Origin of the sequence: Prevotella sp. DNF00663 (assembly GCF_001553265.1) — a bacterium.
Taxonomy (GTDB): Bacteria; Bacteroidota; Bacteroidia; order Bacteroidales; family Bacteroidaceae; genus Prevotella.
The window spans coordinates 1-21,981 of sequence record NZ_KQ960616.1 but is presented as its reverse complement, the minus strand read 5'-3'; the positions used below and the strand labels follow the sequence as shown (position 1 = coordinate 21,981).

Sequence of the window (21,981 nt, the reverse complement as noted above, 5' to 3'; positions counted from 1 at the left end):
AAATGAACTATAAAGAAACTGTAGAATATTTATTCAATAGCACCCCTGTTTTCGAACAAGTGGGTGCTACTGCATATAAGGAGGGATTATCAAACACACACATACTTGACAAACACTTTGGATTTCCGCATCAAACATACAAAACAATCCACATAGCAGGAACCAACGGAAAGGGGTCTTGCTCGCATACCATAGCTTCTATCTTACAAGCAAGCGGATATAAAGTAGGCTTATATACAAGTCCACATCTTGTTGATTTTCGTGAACGCATTAGAGTTAATGGTGAATGTATCAGTGAAGAGTATGTAGTAGATTTCGTCGCAAAAGAAAAAGATTTCTTTGAACCACTCCATCCGAGTTTCTTTGAATTAACCACAGCCTTAGCATTCAAATACTTTAAAGACGCGCAGGTAGACATTGCTGTTATAGAAGTTGGACTCGGTGGACGCCTCGATTGTACCAATATCATTACTCCACTGTTGTCTATCATTACTAACATTAGCCTCGATCATACCCAATTTCTCGGAAATACGATTGCTAAAATCTCTGCTGAGAAAGCCGGTATCATTAAGCTTTCTATACCAGTTGTTGTAGGAGAATATACAGAAGAAAGCAAACCGGTATTCTTGCAGAAAGCATCCGAATGCTCCTCTCCTATCGTATTTGCAGAAGATAGTAAAGAGATTCTTGACGCAACTACCTGTGAGCAAGGGGGGATTGACTATATTTCAAAAGATTATGGTAACTTTCATGGAGAACTGGGAGGGAACTATCAAATTAAAAATACAAACACAGTCTTAACAGCAATCAAACTTCTAAATTCCATTCTCAATATTCCACAAAATGCCATTCATGCCGGTTTCCGGAATGTATGCGAGTCTACCGGGTTAGTGGGACGTTGGATGACTCTCCAGCAGACGCCAAAAGTAATTTGCGACACGGGACATAATGTCGGTGGATGGAATTATATTGCCTCTCAACTTAAAAGTCAACAATATAAGTATTTGCATATCGTTTTTGGCATGGTAGACGACAAAGACATTCTTGCCGTAATGGAAATGTTACCACAGAATGCCACATACTATTGGACTAGAGCTTACAGTAAACGTGCCATACCGGAAGAACAAATTCAAGACATTGGCGATTCATTAGGATACAAAGGACAACATTTTCCTACCGTAAAAGAAGCTTACCTAACAGCATTACAATATGCAAACAAAGAAGACCTTATATTTATAGGAGGCTCTAGCTATATAGTAGCAGATTTACTCACCTATTTACGCTCTAATATCGCCCAATAAAGGATGATTCTTAAAAAATGTAGTAGCCTGCTTTTTTTCAGTTTTTTAATTTGGGTTATTCATTTTTTTTCAGTTACTTTGCAATAGAGAAAGGTAACTAAAAACTTTACGATATTATGAGCACAACAGAAACTGAAAACATTTGTGGCCTGAGAAGAGAGGATTTTCAGACCACTATTGGAGGTAAGCAAACAGACCTCTACATCCTGAAAAATGCAAATGGAAACGAAGTTGCTATCACAAACTACGGCGGTGCACTTGTTGCTATTATGGTTCCTGACAAAGATGGAAAGAGAGCTAACGTGATTCAAGGGCACGACAATATCCAAGATGTTATTAATTCTCCAGAGCCTTACTTATCAACCCTTATTGGAAGGTACGGCAATCGTATTGCTAAAGGAAAGTTCCAACTTAATGGTAAGAAATACGAACTATTCGTAAATAATGGTCCCAACTGCCTACATGGTGGGGAAACCGGTTGGAATCGCAAGTTCAACATAGAACTGCAATTTCAGGTGTAGGTTTAGCTTAATAATCTATACCAGAAAACACCGAGGGGTTTGGGGGCGAGCAGCCCCCATGAGTGGAAAATCAACAAGCAATGCTTAAAAAATAAAAAAGGGAGACCTCTGTCTCCCCAAGATTAATTAACTTTGTATTGTGAAATATCATCAATTAACCTCGGAGCAAAGGTACACAATTTTTGTGCTACTCCAAAATGGAATTATATTAAAAGATATTGCGAAAGCAATAAAAGTATGTCCAAGTACAGTATCTCGTGAAATAAAACGTAATAGTGGAACCAGAGGAAAGTATAACTGGAAAACTGCCCAAGCAAATGCTGTTCTCACAAAGCGAAAAACTCCCGGCAATCATTCAATCAAAAAGGATGTTATGGATGAGGCGAAACGTCTTCTTATCACAGAAGAATGGTCTCCGGAACAAATATCTGGTGTATTGGCTAAGGAAGGCAAGTATATTAGCCATGAAACCATATATCGTATGATACGTAAGGACAAGGCAAAAGGTGGAACACTATATAAACTCTGTCGTCACAAGCTAAAGCATCGTGCCAAGCCTGTTGGTAGCAGACGTATATCCATACCCAATAGAACAAGTATCAGCGAGAGACCTACTGAAGTTGACGGAAAACGCTTTGGGGACTTCGAGATGGATACAATTGTTGGAAGAGGAAATCATGGTGCTATTGTGACACTGATAGAACGCAGTACAAATATACTATTTATGAGAAAACTTAAAAAGGGAAAGAATGCCAAGGAGTTAGCACGCACTGTAATACATTTGCTATCTCCATTCAAAGAGCATGTCAAGTCTATTACAACGGACAACGGCACAGAATTCGCTTGCCATGAAATGATAAGCAAAAGCCTTGGTGTCACCGTCTATTTTGCTGACCCATACGCTTCATGGCAGAAAGGGGCTATAGAAAATGCTAACGGACTGATTAGACAATACGTGCCAAAAAAAGAAACGTTTGAGCATGTCAGTCATCAACAAATAACAAAGTATTCAAAGAAAATTAACATGAGACCAAGAAAGAAATTAGAATTTAGAACACCACATGAGTGCTTTTACGAACTAATTAAGTAAATTTGCACTTGCTTGTTGAATTCACGAATGCCAAAGTATGGGATGCAGTCTTAATGAATCGAAAAGAGTTGTCACTCACTTATGTATCTCCATACGGTGAAGAAGGATTTACCGGAGAAGTAAAAGTTCACGTTACTTATACTTGGACTGACGAAGACGAACTTGTCATCAACTACTTGGCAGAAACGAATAAGAAGACTATTGTTAACCTTACAAACCACGGTTTCTTCTCATTAGCGGGAATTGCCAACCCTACTCCAACCATTGATAATCTGATTTGTGAAATCAATGCTGACTACTATCTACCTATTGATGAAACTTCAATCCCTACAGGGGAAATTCTCAAAGTAGCCGACACTCCATTCGATTTCCGCAGCCCTAAACCTGTAGGACAAGATATAGACGCGGACGATGAGCAAATCAAAAATGGCGCAGGTTACGACCATTGCTACGTATTAAACAAGAATGAAGAAGGCGAAATGTCGTTTGCTGCAAAGATTATAGAACCTAATAGTGGACGAACAATGGAAGTCTATACTACTGAACCCGGTGTTCAGTTATATACTCACAACTGGGCTACAGGATATCCCGGTCAACATGGCGCTACATTCGGGCGTCGTTCTGCCATTTGTTTCGAATGTCAACATTTCCCAGATACCCCTAATCATCCTTATTTCCCAAGTGTACAGCTCTGTCCGGATAGAAAGTACAAACAGAAAACTATCTATAAATTTGGCATCGATAAATAATATCATTTTTCAAAAGGAAATAATCATAAATTTTAAATTAATACAATGAGTCAACAAAAAAAACAATGGAGTGCCATCATCATGATGATTGCGCTCTTTGCTATGATTGCGTTCGTTACTAACCTTTGCAATCCTATGGCTACTATTCTTAAAAATCAATTTGCAGTTTCCAACGTTTTAGCACAGGTAGGAAACTATGGAAACTACATGGCATATCTATTAATGGGTATTCCTTCAGGAATGCTTATCAGAAAGATTGGCTATAAGAAGACGGCTATGGCAGCTCTCGTAATTGGTATCATCGGCCTCTTGTTCCAGTGGTACAGCGGTATGGCTTCTAGCAACAACTTCCTTATTTATTTAATCGGTGCTTTTGTTGCAGGCTGTACGATGTGTATGCTTAACACTGTTGTGAATCCTATGCTTAACCTCCTTGGTGGTGGTGGTAACAACGGAAACCAGCTTATCCAAATAGGTGGTACATTCAACTCTGCAGCAGCTGTAGCTTGCTATATCGTAATGGGCGCCCTTGTAGGAGATGCAGCCAAAGCTAAGATTTCAGATGCAACTCCAGCCTTGATGTTGGCTATTGCTATCTTTGCCGTAGCTTTGATTGTTATTGCTTTAACAAAGATAGAAGAACCTAAGAGTGAGCCTGTCCAGAAAGCAGTTAGCACTGAAAAAGATCCTCATAGTGCATTCTCTTTCCGTCACTTCAACTTGGGTATCCTTGCTATCTTCATGTACATGGGCGTAGAAATTGGTGTACCTAACTATGTAAACCAATACTTGACAACTGCTCCTGATGCTGCTACACCGGGCCTAGGTATGGATACTCAGATTGCCGGACTTATCGTAGCCGTGTACTTCTTGTTTATGATGATTGGACGTTTTACAGGCGGTGTTATCGGTTCTAAGGTATCTGCTAAGATGATGTTGACAATTACATCCGGAGTTTCTGTAATTCTTACTCTCTTCGGTATGTTTGCTCCTACATCAGTTATGGTTACTGTTCCCGGTATTGATTGGGCTAATCTTTCTGTAATTACTGCTCAAGTACCCGTTGGAATCTTCGCATTCTTGTTGGTAGGTATTTGTGCTTCCGTTATGTGGGGTAGCATATTCAACCTTGCCACTGAAGGTCTTGGCAAATATACAGCTATTGCCTCAGGTGCATTTATGACCATGGTATGTGGTTGTGCAGTATTCCAAGGTCTCCAAGCATTAGTTGCCGACGTTACCGGTTCATTCCTGACCTCTTATTGGGTGGTTGTATTGTGTGCAGCTTACATCCTATTCTACGCTCTCATCGGCTATAAGAATGTAAACAAAGATATCCCTGTAGAATAAATAAAAACTATCTCTAACACCTAAACATTTTATATTATGAATATTGAACATGTAAGAAGTAGGTTCATCAAACATTTTGATGGCTTGATTGGTAACATATATACGTCTCCCGGCCGAATCAACCTTATCGGTGAACATACAGACTACAATGGTGGGTTTGTATTTCCCGGAGCTGTGGACAAAGGAATTATGGCAGAGATTAGACCTAATGGTACTGATACTGTCATGTGCTACTCTATTGACCTGAAGGACAGAGTAGAATTCAAAGTGAACGATCCCGAAGGACCACACGCTACTTGGGCACGTTATATCTATGGTATTATCCAAGAGATGAAAAAGCTTGGTGTTGATGTCAAAGGATTTAATACAGCTTTCGCTGGTGACGTTCCCCTTGGAGCAGGTATGAGTTCTAGCGCAGCATTAGAGAGTTGCTTCGCTTTTGCTTTAAACGATTTGTTCGGTGACAATAAGGTTTCTAAATGGGATTTAGCATTAGCTGGCCAAGCTACAGAGCACAAATACATTGGTGTAAACTGTGGTATCATGGATCAGTTTGCAAGTGTCTTTGGACAAGAAGGCAAACTAATGAGACTCGATTGTCGTAGCCGTGAGTTTGAATATTTCCCATTTAATCCAAAAGGTTACAAACTTGTCTTAGTTGATTCAAAAGTAAAGCACGAGCTAAAGGGTTCTCCTTATAATGATCGCAGAAACAGTTGCGAGAATGTAGTAAAACATATTGCTGCTAAATATCCTGACCAGAAGTTTGAAACATTACGCGACTGCACTTGGGAACAACTCGAAGCCGTTCGTTCAGAAGTTGGTGAAGAAGATTATACACGTGCACATTTCGTTCTTGGAGAGAAGGATCGTGTCCTCGCTGTGTGCGATGCTTTGGAAAAAGGAGACTACGAAACTGTAGGTCAAAAGATGTATGAAACACATTACGGCTTAAGCAAAGAGTACGAAGTAAGCTGTGAAGAACTAGACTTCTTAAATGACCTCGCAAAAGAATGTGGCGTAACAGGAAGCCGAATCATGGGAGGTGGCTTTGGTGGATGTACCATCAATCTTGTAAAGGAAGATCTCTATGACAGTTTTATCAATACTGCTAAGCAAAAGTACACAGAAAAGTTTGGTCATGCACCAGCAGTTTATGATGTAGTTATTAGCGACGGTAGTAGAAAAGTCTGCTAACATCTAAGTACTTCAATAAAAAAGTCCTCACAACTTAAATAATGTTGTGAGGACTTTTATTTGTTATATTCAGCAGATTAATTCTGCTCTACACGCTCTACTTCACCGGGTAAATGGAACTGATATCTTTGATCAAACACCTTATTAACAGTATTAATTTCCAAGAAAGTAGTACCTCCTCCTTCACCAAAAGAACCACTTAGATAGGCAATCTTGTCCTCTAGATTGATATACCCCTTCTGTCTCAACATTCTCAATGCTGCAAAAAACATATACTGTGAAGATACATGCTCCTTCTGATAAATAGGTATTACGCCATAACTTAGATTAAGCCAACGCTGCGTCTTTTCCTTATAACAGATAGCAAGCACTGGAACCGGTCCTCTAAAGGCAGCAAGATTACGTGCCGTCTGACCAGTTTCACTGTCTGTAATAATTCCCTGTACACCTAATTGAACTGTCGATTCTATCGCAGCATGTGCCAAGAACTCTCGTTGGTCACACCCTACATTAATAGGAATTTCAATATCATTCTCACGTTGTTTGTCTCTTTCTGCCTGTTCTGCGATTCTTGCCATCGTCTGAACAGCCTCTACCGGATATTTTCCACTAGCGGTCTCACCACTTAACATCAATGCATCAGTACGATAATAAATGGCATTTGCAATATCAGTCACTTCCGCTCTTGTTGGACGAGGATTGTTAATCATCGTATGAAGCATCTGAGTCGCTACAATCACAGGCCTCTTTTTCAAAATACATTTGCGTATAATTTGACGCTGAATACCCGGAATACGCTCTATAGGAACTTCTATACCTAAATCTCCTCTGGCCACCATAATACCATAAGAAGCGTCTATAATTTCATCAATATTATCTACACCTTCTTGGTTTTCAATTTTAGAAATAATCTTGACGTCACTATTATGTTCATCCAAAATAGTTTGTACAGCCTTAATATCCGCAGCATTACGAACAAAAGAATGGGCTATAAAATCAATATCAAGTTCTATTGCCAAAAGAATATTCTGCTCATCTTTCTCAGTAATAGCAGGCAAATCAATATGCTCACCCGGTACGTTGACACTTTTTCGTGCCCCAAGTGTTCCATCATTCTGTACTTGACCAACAAGCATCGGACCTACATTCTCGAATATTTTTATATCCAACTCACCATCATCAAATAACAAATGATCGTTTACTTTCACATCCTTGCAGATGTCAGAATAACTTAAATTGATAATGTCATGAGAAGTATCCATTCCCGGACGACCGAATATTTTTACTACATCTCCTGTCTTATATGATATAGGAGACTCCACTGCTGTCGTTCTAATCTCCGGTCCTTTCGTATCAATCATAATACCTATATGAGGTGATACAGCACGGATATTCTTGACAATAGTGCGGATACCATCAGGAGTTGCATGGGCTGTATTAATACGTGCCACATTCATCCCCGCAAAAAAAAGCCTTCTAATAAAATCCTGATCACATCTGCGATCGCTGATTGAAGCTACTATCTTAGTTTGTTTCATATTGCTAGCGATTTATTTAATATTGCAAAGTTACGGAATTCAAACTAAAAACACGAATAGCAAAAATATAAAAATAATGATTTTGTTATAAATCTACAGTCCATTATGTTAAAACATTAATATCATCAATAAAAAAACAAAACTCCCCTCTATCACTCCTAACAAGTGACAGAGGGGAGTCTATCCTATGAGATGGGCGCTAGAATGGCAAATCGCTATCCTGCCCATCATCCATAGCAGGGGCTGTAGGTACAGCAGATTGTGTCGGAATCGGTGTATTACCGAATGTTCCAACCGGAGCTGCAGCAGGTGCCATACCAATGGAAGCCGGGTCTACCGGCCTCACATCAAAAGCACGGATATTATTAAACCAACGTCCATTGTACTCATGTGCATCAATATCGAAAGACACTGAAATCTCTTGTCCTACTTGAATATTGAATCTCTGTAGACGTTCTGCACCAAAAACATCAAATACCATTTTATGTGGATAAGCCTCATGTGTTTCAATTACAAAACTCTGGGATTTCCATTCACCACGGGCAGAGACGCCACTACGCTCAGGAAGTACTGCAATAACTTTTCCTTGTAACTCCATTATATTTTTATTTAATACTATTGATAACTTTGTAGTTTGCGAAATTACTAAAATAGTTCTAAAAAGAGAACATTTCATACGTTTTTTTTGCCGGTGACAATGGTTTTTCGTATTTTTGTGCAACGGAAAATCAGATTAATAATTTTAAACAACATACTAATGAGATTTACGATTTCTAGCAGCTTGCTCAATAATAGACTGCAGTCATTGGCAAAAGTAATTAATAATAAAAATACATTGCCCATACTAGATTGCTTCCTGTTCGAAGTGTCTGGGAACGAATTATCTGTCACAGCATCTGACAGTGAGAATGTCATCAAATCAACCCTCTCACTAGATGAGGCTGATCAAAATGGAGTTTTTGCAGTACCTAGTAGAACCTTATTGGATGCCGTCAAGGAACTTCCAGAACAGCCACTAACTTTCGAAATTGATACCAATTCATATTCTGTGCAGATTATATATCAAAATGGTGTTTACAACTTTACTGCACAAAATGCTAACGAGTATCCCAAAAACACTTCTATTACAGACGATGTAACCGTTATCACCATACCGGCAGCCGTCCTATTAGACAATGTTTCTCGTTCTATTTTTGCCACAGGACAAGACGAATTAAGGCCGGTAATGAGCGGTATCTATTTTGATCTGACAAACGAAAATCTAGCCATTGTTGCCAGTGATGGGCATAAACTTGTGCGCAACCAGATACTAAATATCAAGAACTCAACACCAGCCTCATTCATTCTTCCCAAGAAGCCTGCAATGCTTTTGAAGGGAATTCTCGTCAAGGATGATACAGAGGTCATCATTAAATTCAATGCTAGAACTGCGGAATTTACAACAAGCAACACAGTACTCACATGTAGATTAATTGAGGGAAAATATCCAAATTACAACTCTGTCATCCCTAGAAATAATCCAAACAAGCTAACTATTGACAGAAAAATTCTCATAGGAGCCCTCCGTCGTGTTCTCCCATTTGCTAGTGAAAGCAGCCAATTGGTTCGCTTCCATCTTGAAAGTGGCAAACTACGCCTGAGTTCAGAGGATGTAGACTTCGCTACCAGTGCTAAGGAAGAAATCGTATGTGATTACGATTCCTCTATTATCAGCATTGGTTTCAAAGGAAGCTCTATGCAGGAAATCCTCAACAACATGGAAAGTGAAGAAGTAGATATCTTATTGGCAGATCCTAGTCGTGCCGGTATAGTTATTCCTACTCAGCAACCGGAAAATCAAAATATCCTCATGCTGATTATGCCAATGCTTCTGAACGATTAATTTTTTCAAATGAAACTCAACTTAAAAAAGCCCTTAGTAGTCTTCGATTTGGAGTCTACGGGGCTTGATCTGGTTAAAGACCGTATCATACAAATATCATATATCAAAGTCTTACCCGACGGTACTGAAATCCGTGGCGACTACAAAGTTAATCCCGGCCAGCCCATTCCACAGGAGGTGTCAGCCTTGACAGGTATCACCAACGAAAGTGTTGCCGATGCTCCTTCGTTCAAAGAGTTATCTCCCAAGCTCTATGAAGAGTTTAAAGGTTGCGATTTTGCTGGCTTCAATTCTAATCGTTTCGACGTCCCCATGCTTTCCGAAGAGTTCCTTCGTGCGGGAGTTGACTTTGATTTCTCCAAATCCAAACTCATTGACATCCAGACTATCTTCCACAAAATGGAACGTAGAAACCTCGCAGCAGCCTATGAATTCTACTGTGGTAGAAAGATGGAGGATGATTTTGAAGCTCATCGAGCCGATCAAGATACCGAAGCTACTTATCGAGTTCTACTCGGTGAATTAGCGATGTACTCCCCTGAGAACCAATCCGCATCCGAAAGAATATTGCCAAACGATATGGATGCATTGGCTGAATTCTCTAAAATGAATGCCAATGTAGACTTTGCAGGACGTATTATTTGGAAACCGATCTTAAACAAAGATGGTGCTCCCGTTACCGATAAAGATGGAAAAGAGCAATTTATTGAAGTCTTCAACTTTGGCAAGTACAAAGGAATACCAGTGGCAGACGTTTTAAAACGCGATCCGGGATATTATAGTTGGATGCTTGCTGGTGATTTTACCAACAATACAAAGCAAATTCTCACACGTATCAGACTAAGAGAATTCAACAACAGATAACAATCGAACCATAATCATAGATTTCCGATGTTGAAAGGCAAACATATCGTTTTAGGTATTACTGGGAGCATAGCTGCATACAAGGCTTGTTCTCTCATTCGCTTACTTATCAAAGCTGGCGCAGAAGTTCAAGTTGTTATAACGCCTGCGGGCAAAGAGTTTATCACTCCTTTAACACTTTCTACTTTAACAAGAAAGCCTACTATCAGTGAATTTTTCTCCCAAAGAGACGGTACATGGAATTCTCATGTAGATCTCGGATTATGGGCAGACTGCATGATTATTGCTCCATGTACGGCCTCTACCATTGGGAAGATGGCTCATGGAGTTGCCGACAACATGCTTATCACTACCTATTTAAGCATGAAAGCGAAAATCTTCGTTGCTCCGGCCATGGACTTAGATATGTTTGCACATCCTTCCACACAGCAGAACTTAGCAACCCTTCAAGGCTACGGAAATACCATTATTGACCCTCAATCAGGCTTTCTAGCAAGTGGACTGGAAGGAAAAGGCCGTATGGCAGATCCTGAAATCATAGTAAAAGCAGTTGAACAGTATTTCCAACATCAGTCTACTTTCAAAAAGAAAGTACTTATCACCGCTGGTCCTACATTTGAAAAGATAGATCCGGTCAGATTCATTGGCAACTATTCTTCGGGAAAAATGGGATTTGCTATTGCTGCAGAGTGTGCATCTAGAGGAGCTGATGTCACACTCATTGCTGGGCCGGTACACCTCCCTACCCCCAAAAATGTCCACAGGATAGACGTTGAGAGCGCAGGGCAAATGTACGAACAAACCACTAAACATTTTCCGGAATCAGATGTAACCATACTGAGCGCCGCTGTCGCAGACTTCACCTTTGGTGAGCAAAATGATTCTAAAATCAAACGAACTGGTGATAACCTTGAATTATCCTTGATTCCAACAAAAGATATTGCAGCCTCTTTGGGTAAAGCCAAGAAGCCTGAGCAGCTGTTAGTAGCATTTGCTTTAGAAACCGACCATGAGCTAGAAAATGCGACTAAAAAACTTAACAAGAAGAATGCGAACTTCATTGTGATGAATTCCACCCAAATTCCCGGTACTACATTTCAAAGTGATGACAACCAAATCACTATCATCTATCGCAACGGTGAGCGCAAAGCCTTCGGAAAGAAAAGCAAGAAAGACGTTGCAAAAGATATTGTTGATGCATTAGAAGGTTATAAAGAAAACTTGTAGTTATGAAGTTTTTTGCTAAGTTTCTTTTCTTTTTTTTATACCTCATGTTACAATTTTCTATTGGACATGGGCAGGAATTATTAGCAAAAGTCGCCATCAATCATTCACAGATACAAGGTACTGACGAGTCTGTATTCACGAGTTTACAGAAGTCTATTGAGCAATTTCTCAATGACAGGCAATGGACCTCACTTATTTTCCAAAAGAACGAACGAATCAATTGTTCCTTCAATATCACCATCACAAAGTATGATAAGGACAATAACCAAATGACTGCAAGGGCTATTATACAAGCCAACAGACCTGTATACAACTCTGCTTATACTACAACCATATACAATAATACCGATAATAACTTCAACTTTGATTTTTCCCAGTTCGACCAATTGAACTTTACAGAGGCTACCATAGACAACCAGTTGACTGCCCTCTTAGCCTACTATGCTCTTCTCATTATCGGAACCAACCAAGATACATTTGCTCCTATGGGCGGAGAAGAAATTCTACAAAGATGCTTTACGTTGGTCAACAATGCACAGAGCCTAAGTTTCACTGGTTGGAAAAGTTTCGAAGACTCTAGAAACAGATTTGCCATCATCAATGATTATCTAGATGAAGGTATGAAACCATTGCGCCAACTGCAATACGATTACTATCGTACAGGGCTTGATGAAATGCAAACAAATACTGCCAGAGGTAGAGCTAATATCACCAAATCATTAGAGAGTAATTTGAAAAAAGCACATGAGAACAAGCCTCTTAGCGTGCTCCCACAGATTTGGACTGACTTTAAGAAAGACGAATTAGTAAACATCTATCATTCTCAAGGAACAAAAAAAGAAAAACAAGCTATCTACGATTTACTTATTCGAATCAATGCAAGTCAAAATACTTCTTGGGAAAAAATATTAAGATAAAAACCTCACTAGCATTATGTTAAGACAATTACATATCAAAAGCTTCACAATAATCAAGGAAATGAGCATTGACTTCTTTCCCGGATTTTCTGTGATAACGGGTGAGACCGGTGCCGGAAAGAGTATCATTCTTGGAGCTATAGGCCTACTTTTAGGTCAAAGGGCAGACTGTAAATCTGTCAAACCCGGTTCCAATAAATGCATCATAGAAGCCCATTTCGACCTATCAGGCTATTCATTAGAATCATTCTTCCAAGCGAATGACATTGACTATGAAGCACAAGACTGTATCATTCGTCGCGAAATCAATGTAACAGGAAAGAGCCGTGCATTCATCAATGATACTCCTGTTCCCCTTTCTATTACCAAGGAACTTGGAGAAAATCTTCTTGATATACACAGCCAACATCAGAACCTGTTATTACAAAAAGAAGATTTCCAATTGCAGGTAATTGACATCTTGGCAAACAATACCAAGGAATTAGCCGACTACCAAAACAGCTATAAACAATTAAAGGCTCTGCAACAGCAACTTAAAGAGTTGTCTGAGAATATAGAGAAAGACAAAGAAAATCAAGATTATCTGCAATTCAGACTTCAAGAACTTTCCGATGCCAATCTCAACGATACCAACGAACAAGAAACTCTTGAGCAAGAAATTGCTCAGATTGAACATGCAGAAAGTATTAAAGCTGCTTATTACAAGACCGATGATCTGCTGTCTGGGGATGACAATGGAATCATACAACACATCAGAAATGCTTCAGAAAACCTCCATTCCATCGAAAACTACCATGCAGATGCCAAAGTCTTGGCAGAAAGACTAGACCAATTACACATAGAAGTCAAAGATATTGCGCAAGAAATATCAGGAAAGGCCGATTCCATCGAGTTTGATCCTCAACTCCAAGAGAGACTCAATCAGCGCCTAGATACGATATACTCGCTCCAACAAAAGTTCCACGTCGAGTCTATAGAGGAATTAATGCATGAGCGCGATTCCATTGCTACACAGCTCAATGAAATCGGAGACTACGATGAGAAACTCTCAGAACTCAACCAGCAGATTATACTCTTAGAGAAAGAGTGCAACAAAAAAGCTTTAATTCTCTCTAAATCAAGGGCTAGAGCTTCAAAGTTAACAGAAGAAGAAATGCATACTAGGCTCATCCCTATGGGCATTCCTAATATTAAGTTTGAAGTTTCTATCAAACAGAAAGAACTATCTTCCGATGGCTGCGACAAAGTATCATTTCTCTTCAGCGCCAACAAGAACACTCCACTCCAACCCATTAGCCAAGTAGCATCAGGTGGTGAAATTGCTAGAGTCATGTTTTCACTCAAAGCAATGATTAGTGGTGCCATTAAATTACCTACAATTATTTTTGATGAAGTGGATACCGGAATCAGTGGAAGAGTTGCCGAACAAATGGCTAAAATAATGAACGAAATGGGTATGAATGGTCGCCAAGTCATCAGTATAACTCACCTTCCACAAATTGCAGCATTGGGTACTCATCACTATAAAGTATCTAAGAACGACACAGAAGAAGAAACCGAAAGTCGAATGATATTACTTTCCGATGAGGAGAGAGTGCAAGAAATCGCACAAATGCTCAGTGGCAGCAGCGTTACAAAAGAGGCTATCAGCAATGCAAGAGCATTACTCGACCATAAAACAACCAAATAGAAAAATTATCAATTATGACAAACATACGTTATCACATCACAATTCTAGCATTACTATTATTGAGCATGGTTCAAGGGTATGCTCAATCTAGTAACATTAAAAATGTTACGAAATCAGTATTTACTCTGACTACTTTCAACAAAGATGGTTCCATACATGCTTCCAGCAAAGGTTTCTTCATCGGAAACAAGGGAGAAGCCGTTAGTCTACTGACTCCTTTCAAAGGTGCAGCAAGTGCGGTTATTGTCGATGGAAACGGCAATAAATACCCGGTTACAGGTATGTGGGGAGCCAATGAACTCTACGATATTTGCAAATTCCGCGCTGGAACCAGCTCAACCCCAGCTCCACTTGCACAGACTCCAGCCTGTACCGGAGCAAAGACATTCCTTGTTGACTACTCTATAAAAGCCAATGCTACCACCCCATTAGCCGTTGCCAAGGTTGAGAAATTCAATCAGACATTCAATTATTACGTCTTTGATAAAACGATTGCTGAATCTGCTATCGGTGCTCCTATCTGCAATTCTAATGGTCAAATCATCGGCATTGCCCAATTATCTGCCGATGGTACAACTGTCCATGCTACAGACGTACGTTTAGTGAATGAGTTCAAAACAACCGGGTTATCGCTTAGCGACCCCATCCTCAAGACCACAGGGATACGCGCCATACTTCCTACAGACGAGCAACAGGCACTATTAATGCTGATGATGTCGACCGAGCAATGCGACTCTCTCACCCATGCCCAATATGTAGACGACTATATCCAAGCTTTTCCAAAATCACCGGAAGGTTACTCTACCAAAGCTTTGATGTTGGTCGGAGCAAACAAATACGAACAGGCAGACAAGCTTATGGCTCAATCTATTGCTAATTGTACGAAGAAAGACGAGGCGCACTCCAATTATGCAAAGGTGATATTCCAAAAAGAAATATACCATGGTCAAGACGCTTATCCTGCATGGAGTATGGACAAAGCCATGACTGAAGCACAAGAGGCTTACAAGATTAATCCCTCGCCTATCTACCAACACCAAATTGCACAAATCGTTTATGCCAAGGGAGAATACAAAGAGGCCTACAAACAATTCATGGATTTGACAAAAACTTCGCTCAGAAATGGCGAGCTCTTTTACGAAGCAGCTCAATGTAAGCAGCAACTGAAGGCTCCACAAACAGAGATTATGGCATTGCTTGATAGCGCTATTGCAGTCTGCCCTCGCCCTCTGACAAGTGTGGCAGCCCCTTACATCTTAGCCAGAGCTTATGCTTACGACGAGAACAAGGAATGGCGTAAAGCACTTGCCGACTATAATCAGTACGACACATTGATGCTCGGACGCGTAGATCATTTCTTCTATTACACTCGCTATAAATGCGAATTGCAAATCAGACAATACCAACAGGCACTTACAGACATTGCCAGAGCCTTGATATTGAATCCACAGGAGCCTACCTATTATGCAGAAATGTCATCACTTCAATTGCGTGTCAGACGATTTGATGATGCCTTTGAGACCGCTAGAAGATGTACTATTCTTGCACCGGAATACTCAGATGGATGGCTGCTCTTAGGATTAGCCCAAAAAGAACGCAACCAAAAGGAAGAGGCAAAGAAGGCATTACAGAAAGCCAAAGAATTGGGAGATACACGTGCAGAAGAATATCTCAAAAAACTATAAAACCCATATCGTCAACACAGAATGATTATATAGGTATACCAATCCATTATTATCATATTGCTGCAAGGGCTTTTCACTATTCGTGTTAAGCCCTTGCAGTTTTACTGAAGAGGCAATGCAAAATTACTGATACGCCCATGCAGTAAAATAATAACGATAAAGGTAGTAAGCAAATACATCCATTCGAAGTTTTTTACTACCTTTGCAACAACTTTGAATATCATCATATGAAGAAAGATTTAAAAAGGAAATACATTATTCCAGCCATTGGTTGTCTTGTTGTTATCATTGGCCTTCTCTATTATTATTTCTTTTCATCGTTCTCTATCGACAACAATGATGTGAAGTATGTATATATTGACACCGACGACAATATAGACTCTGTCTATACAAAACTCACTCCCATTGCCTCGGAGCATGGTATGACAGGCTTCCGTACACTTGTCCGACATAGTTCATATCCGAAACATATTAAGACCGGACAATATGCCGTTAGACCCGGAGAAGGTGCTTTCAAAGTGTTCCGCCATATCAAAAACGGACTTCAAACACCGGTAAGTTTGACCATCCCTAGCGTTCGTACGCTTGGTAGACTATCTGCCGAAATCAGCAAGAAACTCATGCTGGACAGCGCCACTATCATGAATGCTCTAAGCAATGAGTCTGTATGCCAAAAACATGGTTACGATACGACCACCATCGCAGGTATGTTCATACCTAATACCTATGATGTTTATTGGGATACGAACATCGATAAGTTTCTCTTAAAGATGCAAAAAGAGAACCGGAAATTTTGGAATAGCGAGCGCCAACAGAAAGCCAAAGCTATGAAATTATCCCCAAATGAGGTTAGCACTTTAGCAAGTATCATAGACGAAGAGACTGCTAATGATGCAGAAAAACCGATGATTGCAGGCATGTACTATAACCGACTGATGTTCAGGGATGCAGAGTATCCACAGGGAATGCCACTACAAGCAGACCCAACTATCAAATTCGCATGGAAGAAATTCGACTTACATCGTATCTATAACAACCTTCTCTATATCCACAGCCCGTATAATACTTATACCAACACAGGCCTACCTCCCGGCCCGATTAGGATTCCAAGTATAGCAGGAATCGATGCCGTACTCAACTATGTGCATCATAGATACCTATATATGTGTGCAAAGGAAGACTTCAGCGGTACCCACAATTTCGCCGTAACCTATCAAGAGCATTTGCAAAATGCTGCAAAATATGCTAAAGCATTGAACGAAAGAGGAATTAAATAAGAAGATGGACAAGAAAGACTTACGCATTATATTCATGGGAACTCCAGAGTTTGCTGTAGAATCCCTACGCAAACTCGTCAAAGGAGGATATAATGTCGTGGCTGTAGTGACACAACCCGACAAGCCTGTAGGTAGACACCAAGACCAGCTACAAGCCTCTATGGTGAAGCAATATGCCATGGCTCACAATTTACCGGTACTACAACCGATCAAAATGAAAGACCCAGAATTTGTAGAACAGCTACGTTCCTATCAAGCCGACTTGCAGGTGGTAGTAGCCTTCCGTATGCTTCCGGAAGTGGTATGGGATATGCCGCGGTTTGGAACTTTTAATGTCCATGCAGCCCTATTACCCCAATACCGAGGGGCAGCTCCTATCAATTGGGCTGTTATCAATGGCGAGACACAAACCGGAGTGACCACATTCTTTCTTGACAAAGACATTGATACCGGCCGTATCATCATGCAAAAGCAATTCGAGATACCCGATGAAGCCGACGTGGAATATGTATACGACGGCTTAATGCACTTAGGAGCAGATGCAGCTATCGAGACAATCAACCTGATACTGGAATCGAATGGAGAATTGACGACGACCGACCAAGAAACTTTTGCTGTTGAAGCCGGCATTAAAGAACTCAAATCTGCACCCAAGATTTTTAAGGATACATGCGAGATCAATTGGCAACAGCCGGCAAAAAAAGTATACGACTTCATTCGTGGACTTAGCCCTTATCCCGGCACATGGACAGAGATAGAGCTCCCCAGCAAAGGAAAAAGTATTCTAAAGATATTCAAGAGTCGTAAAACAGGCTTAAAGACAGAGGCCTCTCCCGGAGAGTTGTGGGCTTCAGACAGCAAGCATCTCTATATAGCTTGCCTTGGCGAATGGCTTGAAATCACAGAATTGCAGCTTGCAGGGAAGAAGCGCATGAAATCATCTGACTTTATCAACGGAATAAGATTATAACGGATTTGCAGTAATCTTCTTGGCTTTTTCCGGATTTTATGCTATCTTCGCAATCCAATTCATTAAGAAACAGATACCTGCGGGTACTTTATGAAAACTCAATATGACACAAGCAGAAGACATAAAGAATGCTATTGAATGCCTGAAATCGGGTGGAGTCATTTTATATCCAACCGATACAGTATGGGGAATCGGATGCGATGCCACCAATGCAGAGGCTGTAGCTAAAGTATATAAGATTAAACGTCGCGATGATTCTAAAGCACTTATCTGCCTAGTCGATTCTGACGCAAGACTGCAAAGATACGTAAGGAATGTACCAAATGTGGCGTGGGACTTGTTCGATTTGGCAACCAAACCCACCACAGTCATTCTTGACGAAGCCGTAAACCTCGCTCCTAACCTAATTGCAGAGGATGGTAGCATTGCATTGCGCATCACCAAAGAAGCATTCTCACGCGAGCTTTGCTTCCGTTTTCAGAAGCCGTTGGTAAGTACTAGTGCAAATATAAGCGGTGAACCTGCTGCCGCCAACTACTGTGATATAAGTCAAGAGCTCTTAGATTCGGTAGACTATGTATGTTCGACTAGAAGACAAGAACACAAACCGCATACCCCTAGTTCTATTATCAAGCTCACTAAAAACGGTGAGGTGACAATTATCAGAAAATAGGATTAAACATGGAAGCGGCTAAAGATATACAACCAAACACGTTGATAGACAAACTTACCAACTGGCGGGAATCTCATATAGATACCCGAAAGATGGTACTTATCCTATCTTTTGCCATTGGCTTCTTTGCATCTGTGGCAGGATACATCCTCCATTTCATCATTAGACAAATACAACAACTGCTGACAGCAGGTTTTGCACAGGACACATACAACTGGCTCTACCTTTTATTTCCTGTCATCGGTATTTATTTTACATCTTTATTTGTCCGCCATGTGGTGAAAGATAACATTTCTCACGGTATTACTCGTGTGCTTTATGCTATCTCCACCAAACAATCCCGGTTACGAAGCCATAACTGTTGGTCGTCGGTCATCGCCTCCGGTATCACCATCGGATTTGGTGGTTCTGTCGGTGCAGAGGCACCTATTGTTCTCACAGGGTCAGCCATAGGATCCAATCTTGGCAAATTGTTCCGAATGGACAATCGCACCCTCATGTTATTAGTGGGCTGTGGTGCGGCCGGAGCCATTGCCGGCATCTATAAAGCTCCTATTGCCGGTCTTGTATTCACATTGGAGGTACTCATGGTAGACCTCACTATGGCCTCCCTACTCCCCATCCTAATCAGTTGCGTCACGGCAACCTGCTTCTCTTATATATTTGTTGGTAGCAAAAGCCTATTCGATTTTCAGCTCGATAACTCATGGGTAATAGAGCGGCTACCGGAATGTATCTTGCTAGGATTATTCTGTGGTATCGTCGGACTCTACTTCATGCGAACCATGACCGCCTGCGAAAATATATTCGCAAAGATGAACAAACGCCCATATGTCAAACTGATTATGGGGGGGCTGATTCTTAGTTCTCTCATTTTCTTATTCCCTTCGCTCTATGGTGAAGGATGGGATGCCATCAACTATTTGTTAGATGGACGTACGCAGACAGACTGGGATCAAGTGATGAATGGCTCGCTTTTTGCTGGACACAGCAATTTATTAGTAGTCTATATTGGTCTTGTCTTATTGACAAAGGTATTTGCCACCTCAGCCACTAACGGCGCGGGGGGATGTGGAGGAACCTTTGCTCCTTCACTATTCATCGGTGGATTTGCCGGCTTTTTCTTTGCACGCGTGTGGAATTTATACAATATTGGTATCTACGTTCCTGAAAAAAACTTTGCCTTAATGGGTATGGCTGGTGTCATGGCCGGCGTTATGCAAGCCCCTCTTACAGGTATGTTTCTGATCGCAGAGATAACTGGTGGCTATAAATTACTAATGCCCTTGATGATAGTATGCATCAGCGCTTATCTTACTATCAACATATTTGAACAACATAGTATCTATGGTATGCGTCTGGCACGTGAGGGTAAACTCATCACTCACCATACTGATAGAGCCGTACTGACTCTGATGAGCTTAGATAGTATTATTGATCGGCAGTTCACATCAGTAGACCAAGACATGCCGTTAGGAAAACTTATCAACTTCATCAGTAAGAGTCATACTAGCTTCCTCCCTGTGCTTGATAGTGCAGGAACACTATTAGGAGAAGTCGATATTACCAAAATACGTCACATCATGTTCCGCACGGAACTTTATAATCGCTTTACCGTAAGGCAGATTATGACACCGGTTTCAACGACTTTGAGTACGGGCGATAAGATGGTAGATGTGATGCAGAAGTTTGAAAAGACCAATAGTAACTTCTTGGCTGTCGTAGATATTTCGGGCAGATTGATTGGTTACGTATCGCGTACACGCATGTATAGCATGTACAGGAAAATGGTTTCCGACTTCTCTTCGGAATAGTAATTATGCTAAAATTCACAAAGAAAATTTGTGTTTCTACATTATTTTAATAACTTTGCTAACAGAAAGGCTACTAAAAGTATTCGCTAGAACCACTATCAAGGTTCAACCTAAAAAACAAAATCAGAATAAATACTAACTTTAAATAACAAACAAATGGAATCTCAAGAATTAAAGCCTTATGTAATAGGACTAGACCTAGGTGGCACAAACTCTGTTTTTGGCATTGTGGACAGTCGCGGTGAAATCAAGGCTACAACTGCTATTAAGACTCAAGGCTATGATAATGTCTATGATTATGTAGATGCATCTGTGGAAGCTTTGCACATTATCATCGAACAAGTTGGCGGTATCAACAAGATAAAAGCTATGGGTATCGGAGCACCTAATGGCAATTTCTATAAGGGAACTATTGAATTTGCTCCCAACCTCTCATGGGGAAACAGCGGTATCGTACCTCTTGCAGACTTATTCAGTAAAAAATTAGGAATACCGGTAGCACTCACCAATGACGCCAATGCTGCAGCAATCGGCGATATGACATACGGGGTAGCTCGTGGAATGAAAAACTTCATTGTCATCACATTGGGTACAGGAGTAGGCTCAGGTATCGTTGTCAATGGACAATTGGTATACGGAAGCGATGGTTTCGCAGGCGAGTTGGGGCACGTAGTCGTTCGTCCCGCTGATGGACGCTCATGTGGATGCGGTCGAAACGGCTGCTTGGAAGCATATTGTTCTGCTACCGGTGTAGCTCGTACTGCACGTGAGTTCTTGGTAAACAGCGATGAACCGTCTTTATTGCGCGATATGAAAGCGGAAGATATCACCAGCCTTGACGTAAGTATTGCGGCTAGCAAGGGTGATAAGCTAGCACTCGACATATACGATTTCACAGGAAAACTCTTAGGAGAAGCATGTGCAAACTTCACAGCATTCTCTTCACCCGAAGCATTTATCTTCTTCGGTGGTTTGACAAAGGCTGGTGATTTGCTTATGGATCCACTAATCAAGAGTTATAACGAGCATGTTTTGAAAATCTACAAAGACAAGGCTAAATTTCTTATTAGCGGGCTAGAGGGTAGCTCAGCAGCAGTATTGGGAGCCAGTGCCGTAGGTTGGGATATAACAGACACAAACAACTAAAATCAACATAGAGTCACACATGTAATACATAAAGACTCTATTGAGCTATCTATGATATGAGGGTGTGTCAAAATGAAAATGCCATTTTGA

The 21,981-nt window shown here is 40.7% G+C and carries 17 protein-coding genes and 2 pseudogenes; 17 read left to right on the top strand and 2 right to left on the bottom strand.

The annotated features are described in order from the left end of the window. Positions 1-2 precede the first annotated feature (2 nt). The 6 genes and pseudogenes from HMPREF3034_RS05540 (at position 3) to galK (ending at position 6,208) form a co-directional block, all read left to right on the top strand. On the top strand, positions 3-1,301 hold the full coding sequence (locus HMPREF3034_RS05540; protein WP_036900413.1) for a bifunctional folylpolyglutamate synthase/dihydrofolate synthase: 1,299 nt from the start codon (positions 3-5) through the stop codon (positions 1,299-1,301). A 113-nt stretch (positions 1,302-1,414) separates the two neighbouring features. Then, a pseudogene (locus HMPREF3034_RS05535) lies at positions 1,415-1,792 on the top strand (galactose-1-epimerase); the annotation flags it as partial. 169 nt (positions 1,793-1,961) lie between these two features. Then, positions 1,962-2,912 (top strand): IS30 family transposase, encoded by a 951-nt coding sequence (locus tag HMPREF3034_RS05530; RefSeq protein ID WP_062433882.1) that lies wholly within the window; start codon positions 1,962-1,964, stop codon positions 2,910-2,912. 26 nt (positions 2,913-2,938) lie between these two features. Next, positions 2,939-3,661, top strand: a pseudogene (locus HMPREF3034_RS05525) (aldose epimerase family protein); the annotation flags it as partial. A gap of 45 nt (positions 3,662-3,706) precedes the next feature. Next, complete coding sequence (locus HMPREF3034_RS05520) at positions 3,707-5,011, top strand: MFS transporter (RefSeq protein ID WP_036900409.1); 1,305 nt, start codon at positions 3,707-3,709, stop codon at positions 5,009-5,011. A 36-nt stretch (positions 5,012-5,047) separates the two neighbouring features. After that, positions 5,048-6,208, top strand: coding sequence for a galactokinase (galK, locus tag HMPREF3034_RS05515; protein ID WP_036900408.1), 1,161 nt, complete (start codon positions 5,048-5,050; stop codon positions 6,206-6,208). A gap of 77 nt (positions 6,209-6,285) precedes the next feature. Here galK and pyk read toward each other — a convergent pair whose 3' ends face one another. Next, positions 6,286-7,746: a pyruvate kinase gene (pyk, locus tag HMPREF3034_RS05510; protein WP_062433876.1), complete on the bottom strand. Its 1,461-nt coding sequence runs from the start codon at positions 7,744-7,746 to the stop codon at positions 6,286-6,288. A gap of 199 nt (positions 7,747-7,945) precedes the next feature. Continuing rightward, positions 7,946-8,344, bottom strand: coding sequence for a DUF3127 domain-containing protein (locus tag HMPREF3034_RS05505; protein WP_036900343.1), 399 nt, complete (start codon positions 8,342-8,344; stop codon positions 7,946-7,948). A 159-nt stretch (positions 8,345-8,503) separates the two neighbouring features. On the opposite strand from HMPREF3034_RS05505, the gene dnaN reads away from it, so the two are divergent. The 11 genes from dnaN to HMPREF3034_RS05450 all read left to right on the top strand — a co-directional run bounded on the left by dnaN (position 8,504) and on the right by HMPREF3034_RS05450 (position 21,891). Further along, entirely contained in the window at positions 8,504-9,628 is a 1,125-nt protein-coding gene (dnaN, locus tag HMPREF3034_RS05500) for a DNA polymerase III subunit beta (protein WP_062433900.1), read from the top strand. A 9-nt stretch (positions 9,629-9,637) separates the two neighbouring features. Further along, entirely contained in the window at positions 9,638-10,492 is an 855-nt protein-coding gene (locus tag HMPREF3034_RS05495) for a 3'-5' exonuclease (protein ID WP_062433873.1), read from the top strand. Between the two features lie 27 nt (positions 10,493-10,519). Continuing rightward, positions 10,520-11,719 (top strand): bifunctional phosphopantothenoylcysteine decarboxylase/phosphopantothenate--cysteine ligase CoaBC, encoded by a 1,200-nt coding sequence (gene coaBC / locus HMPREF3034_RS05490; protein WP_062433871.1) that lies wholly within the window; start codon positions 10,520-10,522, stop codon positions 11,717-11,719. Positions 11,720-11,763: 44 nt separating this feature from the next. Beyond that, complete coding sequence (locus tag HMPREF3034_RS05485) at positions 11,764-12,636, top strand: type IX secretion system protein PorD (RefSeq protein ID WP_036900334.1); 873 nt, start codon at positions 11,764-11,766, stop codon at positions 12,634-12,636. A 16-nt stretch (positions 12,637-12,652) separates the two neighbouring features. Next, on the top strand, positions 12,653-14,326 hold the full coding sequence (gene recN / locus HMPREF3034_RS05480; protein WP_036900331.1) for a DNA repair protein RecN: 1,674 nt from the start codon (positions 12,653-12,655) through the stop codon (positions 14,324-14,326). Positions 14,327-14,340: 14 nt separating this feature from the next. Beyond that, positions 14,341-16,011, top strand: a complete 1,671-nt coding sequence (locus HMPREF3034_RS05475) for a tetratricopeptide repeat protein (protein ID WP_062433868.1) — start codon at positions 14,341-14,343, stop codon at positions 16,009-16,011. 227 nt (positions 16,012-16,238) lie between these two features. After that, positions 16,239-17,288, top strand: a complete 1,050-nt coding sequence (gene mltG, locus HMPREF3034_RS05470) for an endolytic transglycosylase MltG (protein WP_036900326.1) — start codon at positions 16,239-16,241, stop codon at positions 17,286-17,288. A gap of 4 nt (positions 17,289-17,292) precedes the next feature. Further along, entirely contained in the window at positions 17,293-18,258 is a 966-nt protein-coding gene (fmt, locus tag HMPREF3034_RS05465; protein ID WP_036900324.1) for a methionyl-tRNA formyltransferase, read from the top strand. Between the two features lie 103 nt (positions 18,259-18,361). Then, a complete protein-coding gene (locus HMPREF3034_RS05460; protein ID WP_036900321.1) occupies positions 18,362-18,931 on the top strand; it encodes an L-threonylcarbamoyladenylate synthase in 570 nt (189 codons plus the stop codon). 92 nt (positions 18,932-19,023) lie between these two features. Further along, positions 19,024-20,745, top strand: a complete 1,722-nt coding sequence (locus tag HMPREF3034_RS05455) for a chloride channel protein (protein ID WP_036900354.1) — start codon at positions 19,024-19,026, stop codon at positions 20,743-20,745. A 156-nt stretch (positions 20,746-20,901) separates the two neighbouring features. After that, positions 20,902-21,891 (top strand): ROK family protein, encoded by a 990-nt coding sequence (locus HMPREF3034_RS05450; RefSeq protein WP_062433865.1) that lies wholly within the window; start codon positions 20,902-20,904, stop codon positions 21,889-21,891. Positions 21,892-21,981: the final 90 nt, after the last annotated feature.

Coding starts and splice junctions, on each gene's coding strand:
- HMPREF3034_RS05450 (WP_062433865.1), top strand. CDS start 20,902: ATGGAATCTCAAGAATTAAAGCCTTATGTAATAGGACTAGACCTAGGT.
- HMPREF3034_RS05505 (WP_036900343.1), bottom strand. CDS start 8,344: ATGGAGTTACAAGGAAAAGTTATTGCAGTACTTCCTGAGCGTAGTGGC.
- coaBC (WP_062433871.1), top strand. CDS start 10,520: ATGTTGAAAGGCAAACATATCGTTTTAGGTATTACTGGGAGCATAGCT.
- HMPREF3034_RS05460 (WP_036900321.1), top strand. CDS start 18,362: ATGACACAAGCAGAAGACATAAAGAATGCTATTGAATGCCTGAAATCG.
- HMPREF3034_RS05455 (WP_036900354.1), top strand. CDS start 19,024: ATGGTACTTATCCTATCTTTTGCCATTGGCTTCTTTGCATCTGTGGCA.
- fmt (WP_036900324.1), top strand. CDS start 17,293: ATGGACAAGAAAGACTTACGCATTATATTCATGGGAACTCCAGAGTTT.
- galK (WP_036900408.1), top strand. CDS start 5,048: ATGAATATTGAACATGTAAGAAGTAGGTTCATCAAACATTTTGATGGC.
- HMPREF3034_RS05540 (WP_036900413.1), top strand. CDS start 3: ATGAACTATAAAGAAACTGTAGAATATTTATTCAATAGCACCCCTGTT.
- HMPREF3034_RS05485 (WP_036900334.1), top strand. CDS start 11,764: ATGTTACAATTTTCTATTGGACATGGGCAGGAATTATTAGCAAAAGTC.
- pyk (WP_062433876.1), bottom strand. CDS start 7,746: ATGAAACAAACTAAGATAGTAGCTTCAATCAGCGATCGCAGATGTGAT.
- dnaN (WP_062433900.1), top strand. CDS start 8,504: ATGAGATTTACGATTTCTAGCAGCTTGCTCAATAATAGACTGCAGTCA.
- mltG (WP_036900326.1), top strand. CDS start 16,239: ATGAAGAAAGATTTAAAAAGGAAATACATTATTCCAGCCATTGGTTGT.
- HMPREF3034_RS05495 (WP_062433873.1), top strand. CDS start 9,638: ATGAAACTCAACTTAAAAAAGCCCTTAGTAGTCTTCGATTTGGAGTCT.
- HMPREF3034_RS05520 (WP_036900409.1), top strand. CDS start 3,707: ATGAGTCAACAAAAAAAACAATGGAGTGCCATCATCATGATGATTGCG.
- recN (WP_036900331.1), top strand. CDS start 12,653: ATGTTAAGACAATTACATATCAAAAGCTTCACAATAATCAAGGAAATG.
- HMPREF3034_RS05475 (WP_062433868.1), top strand. CDS start 14,341: ATGACAAACATACGTTATCACATCACAATTCTAGCATTACTATTATTG.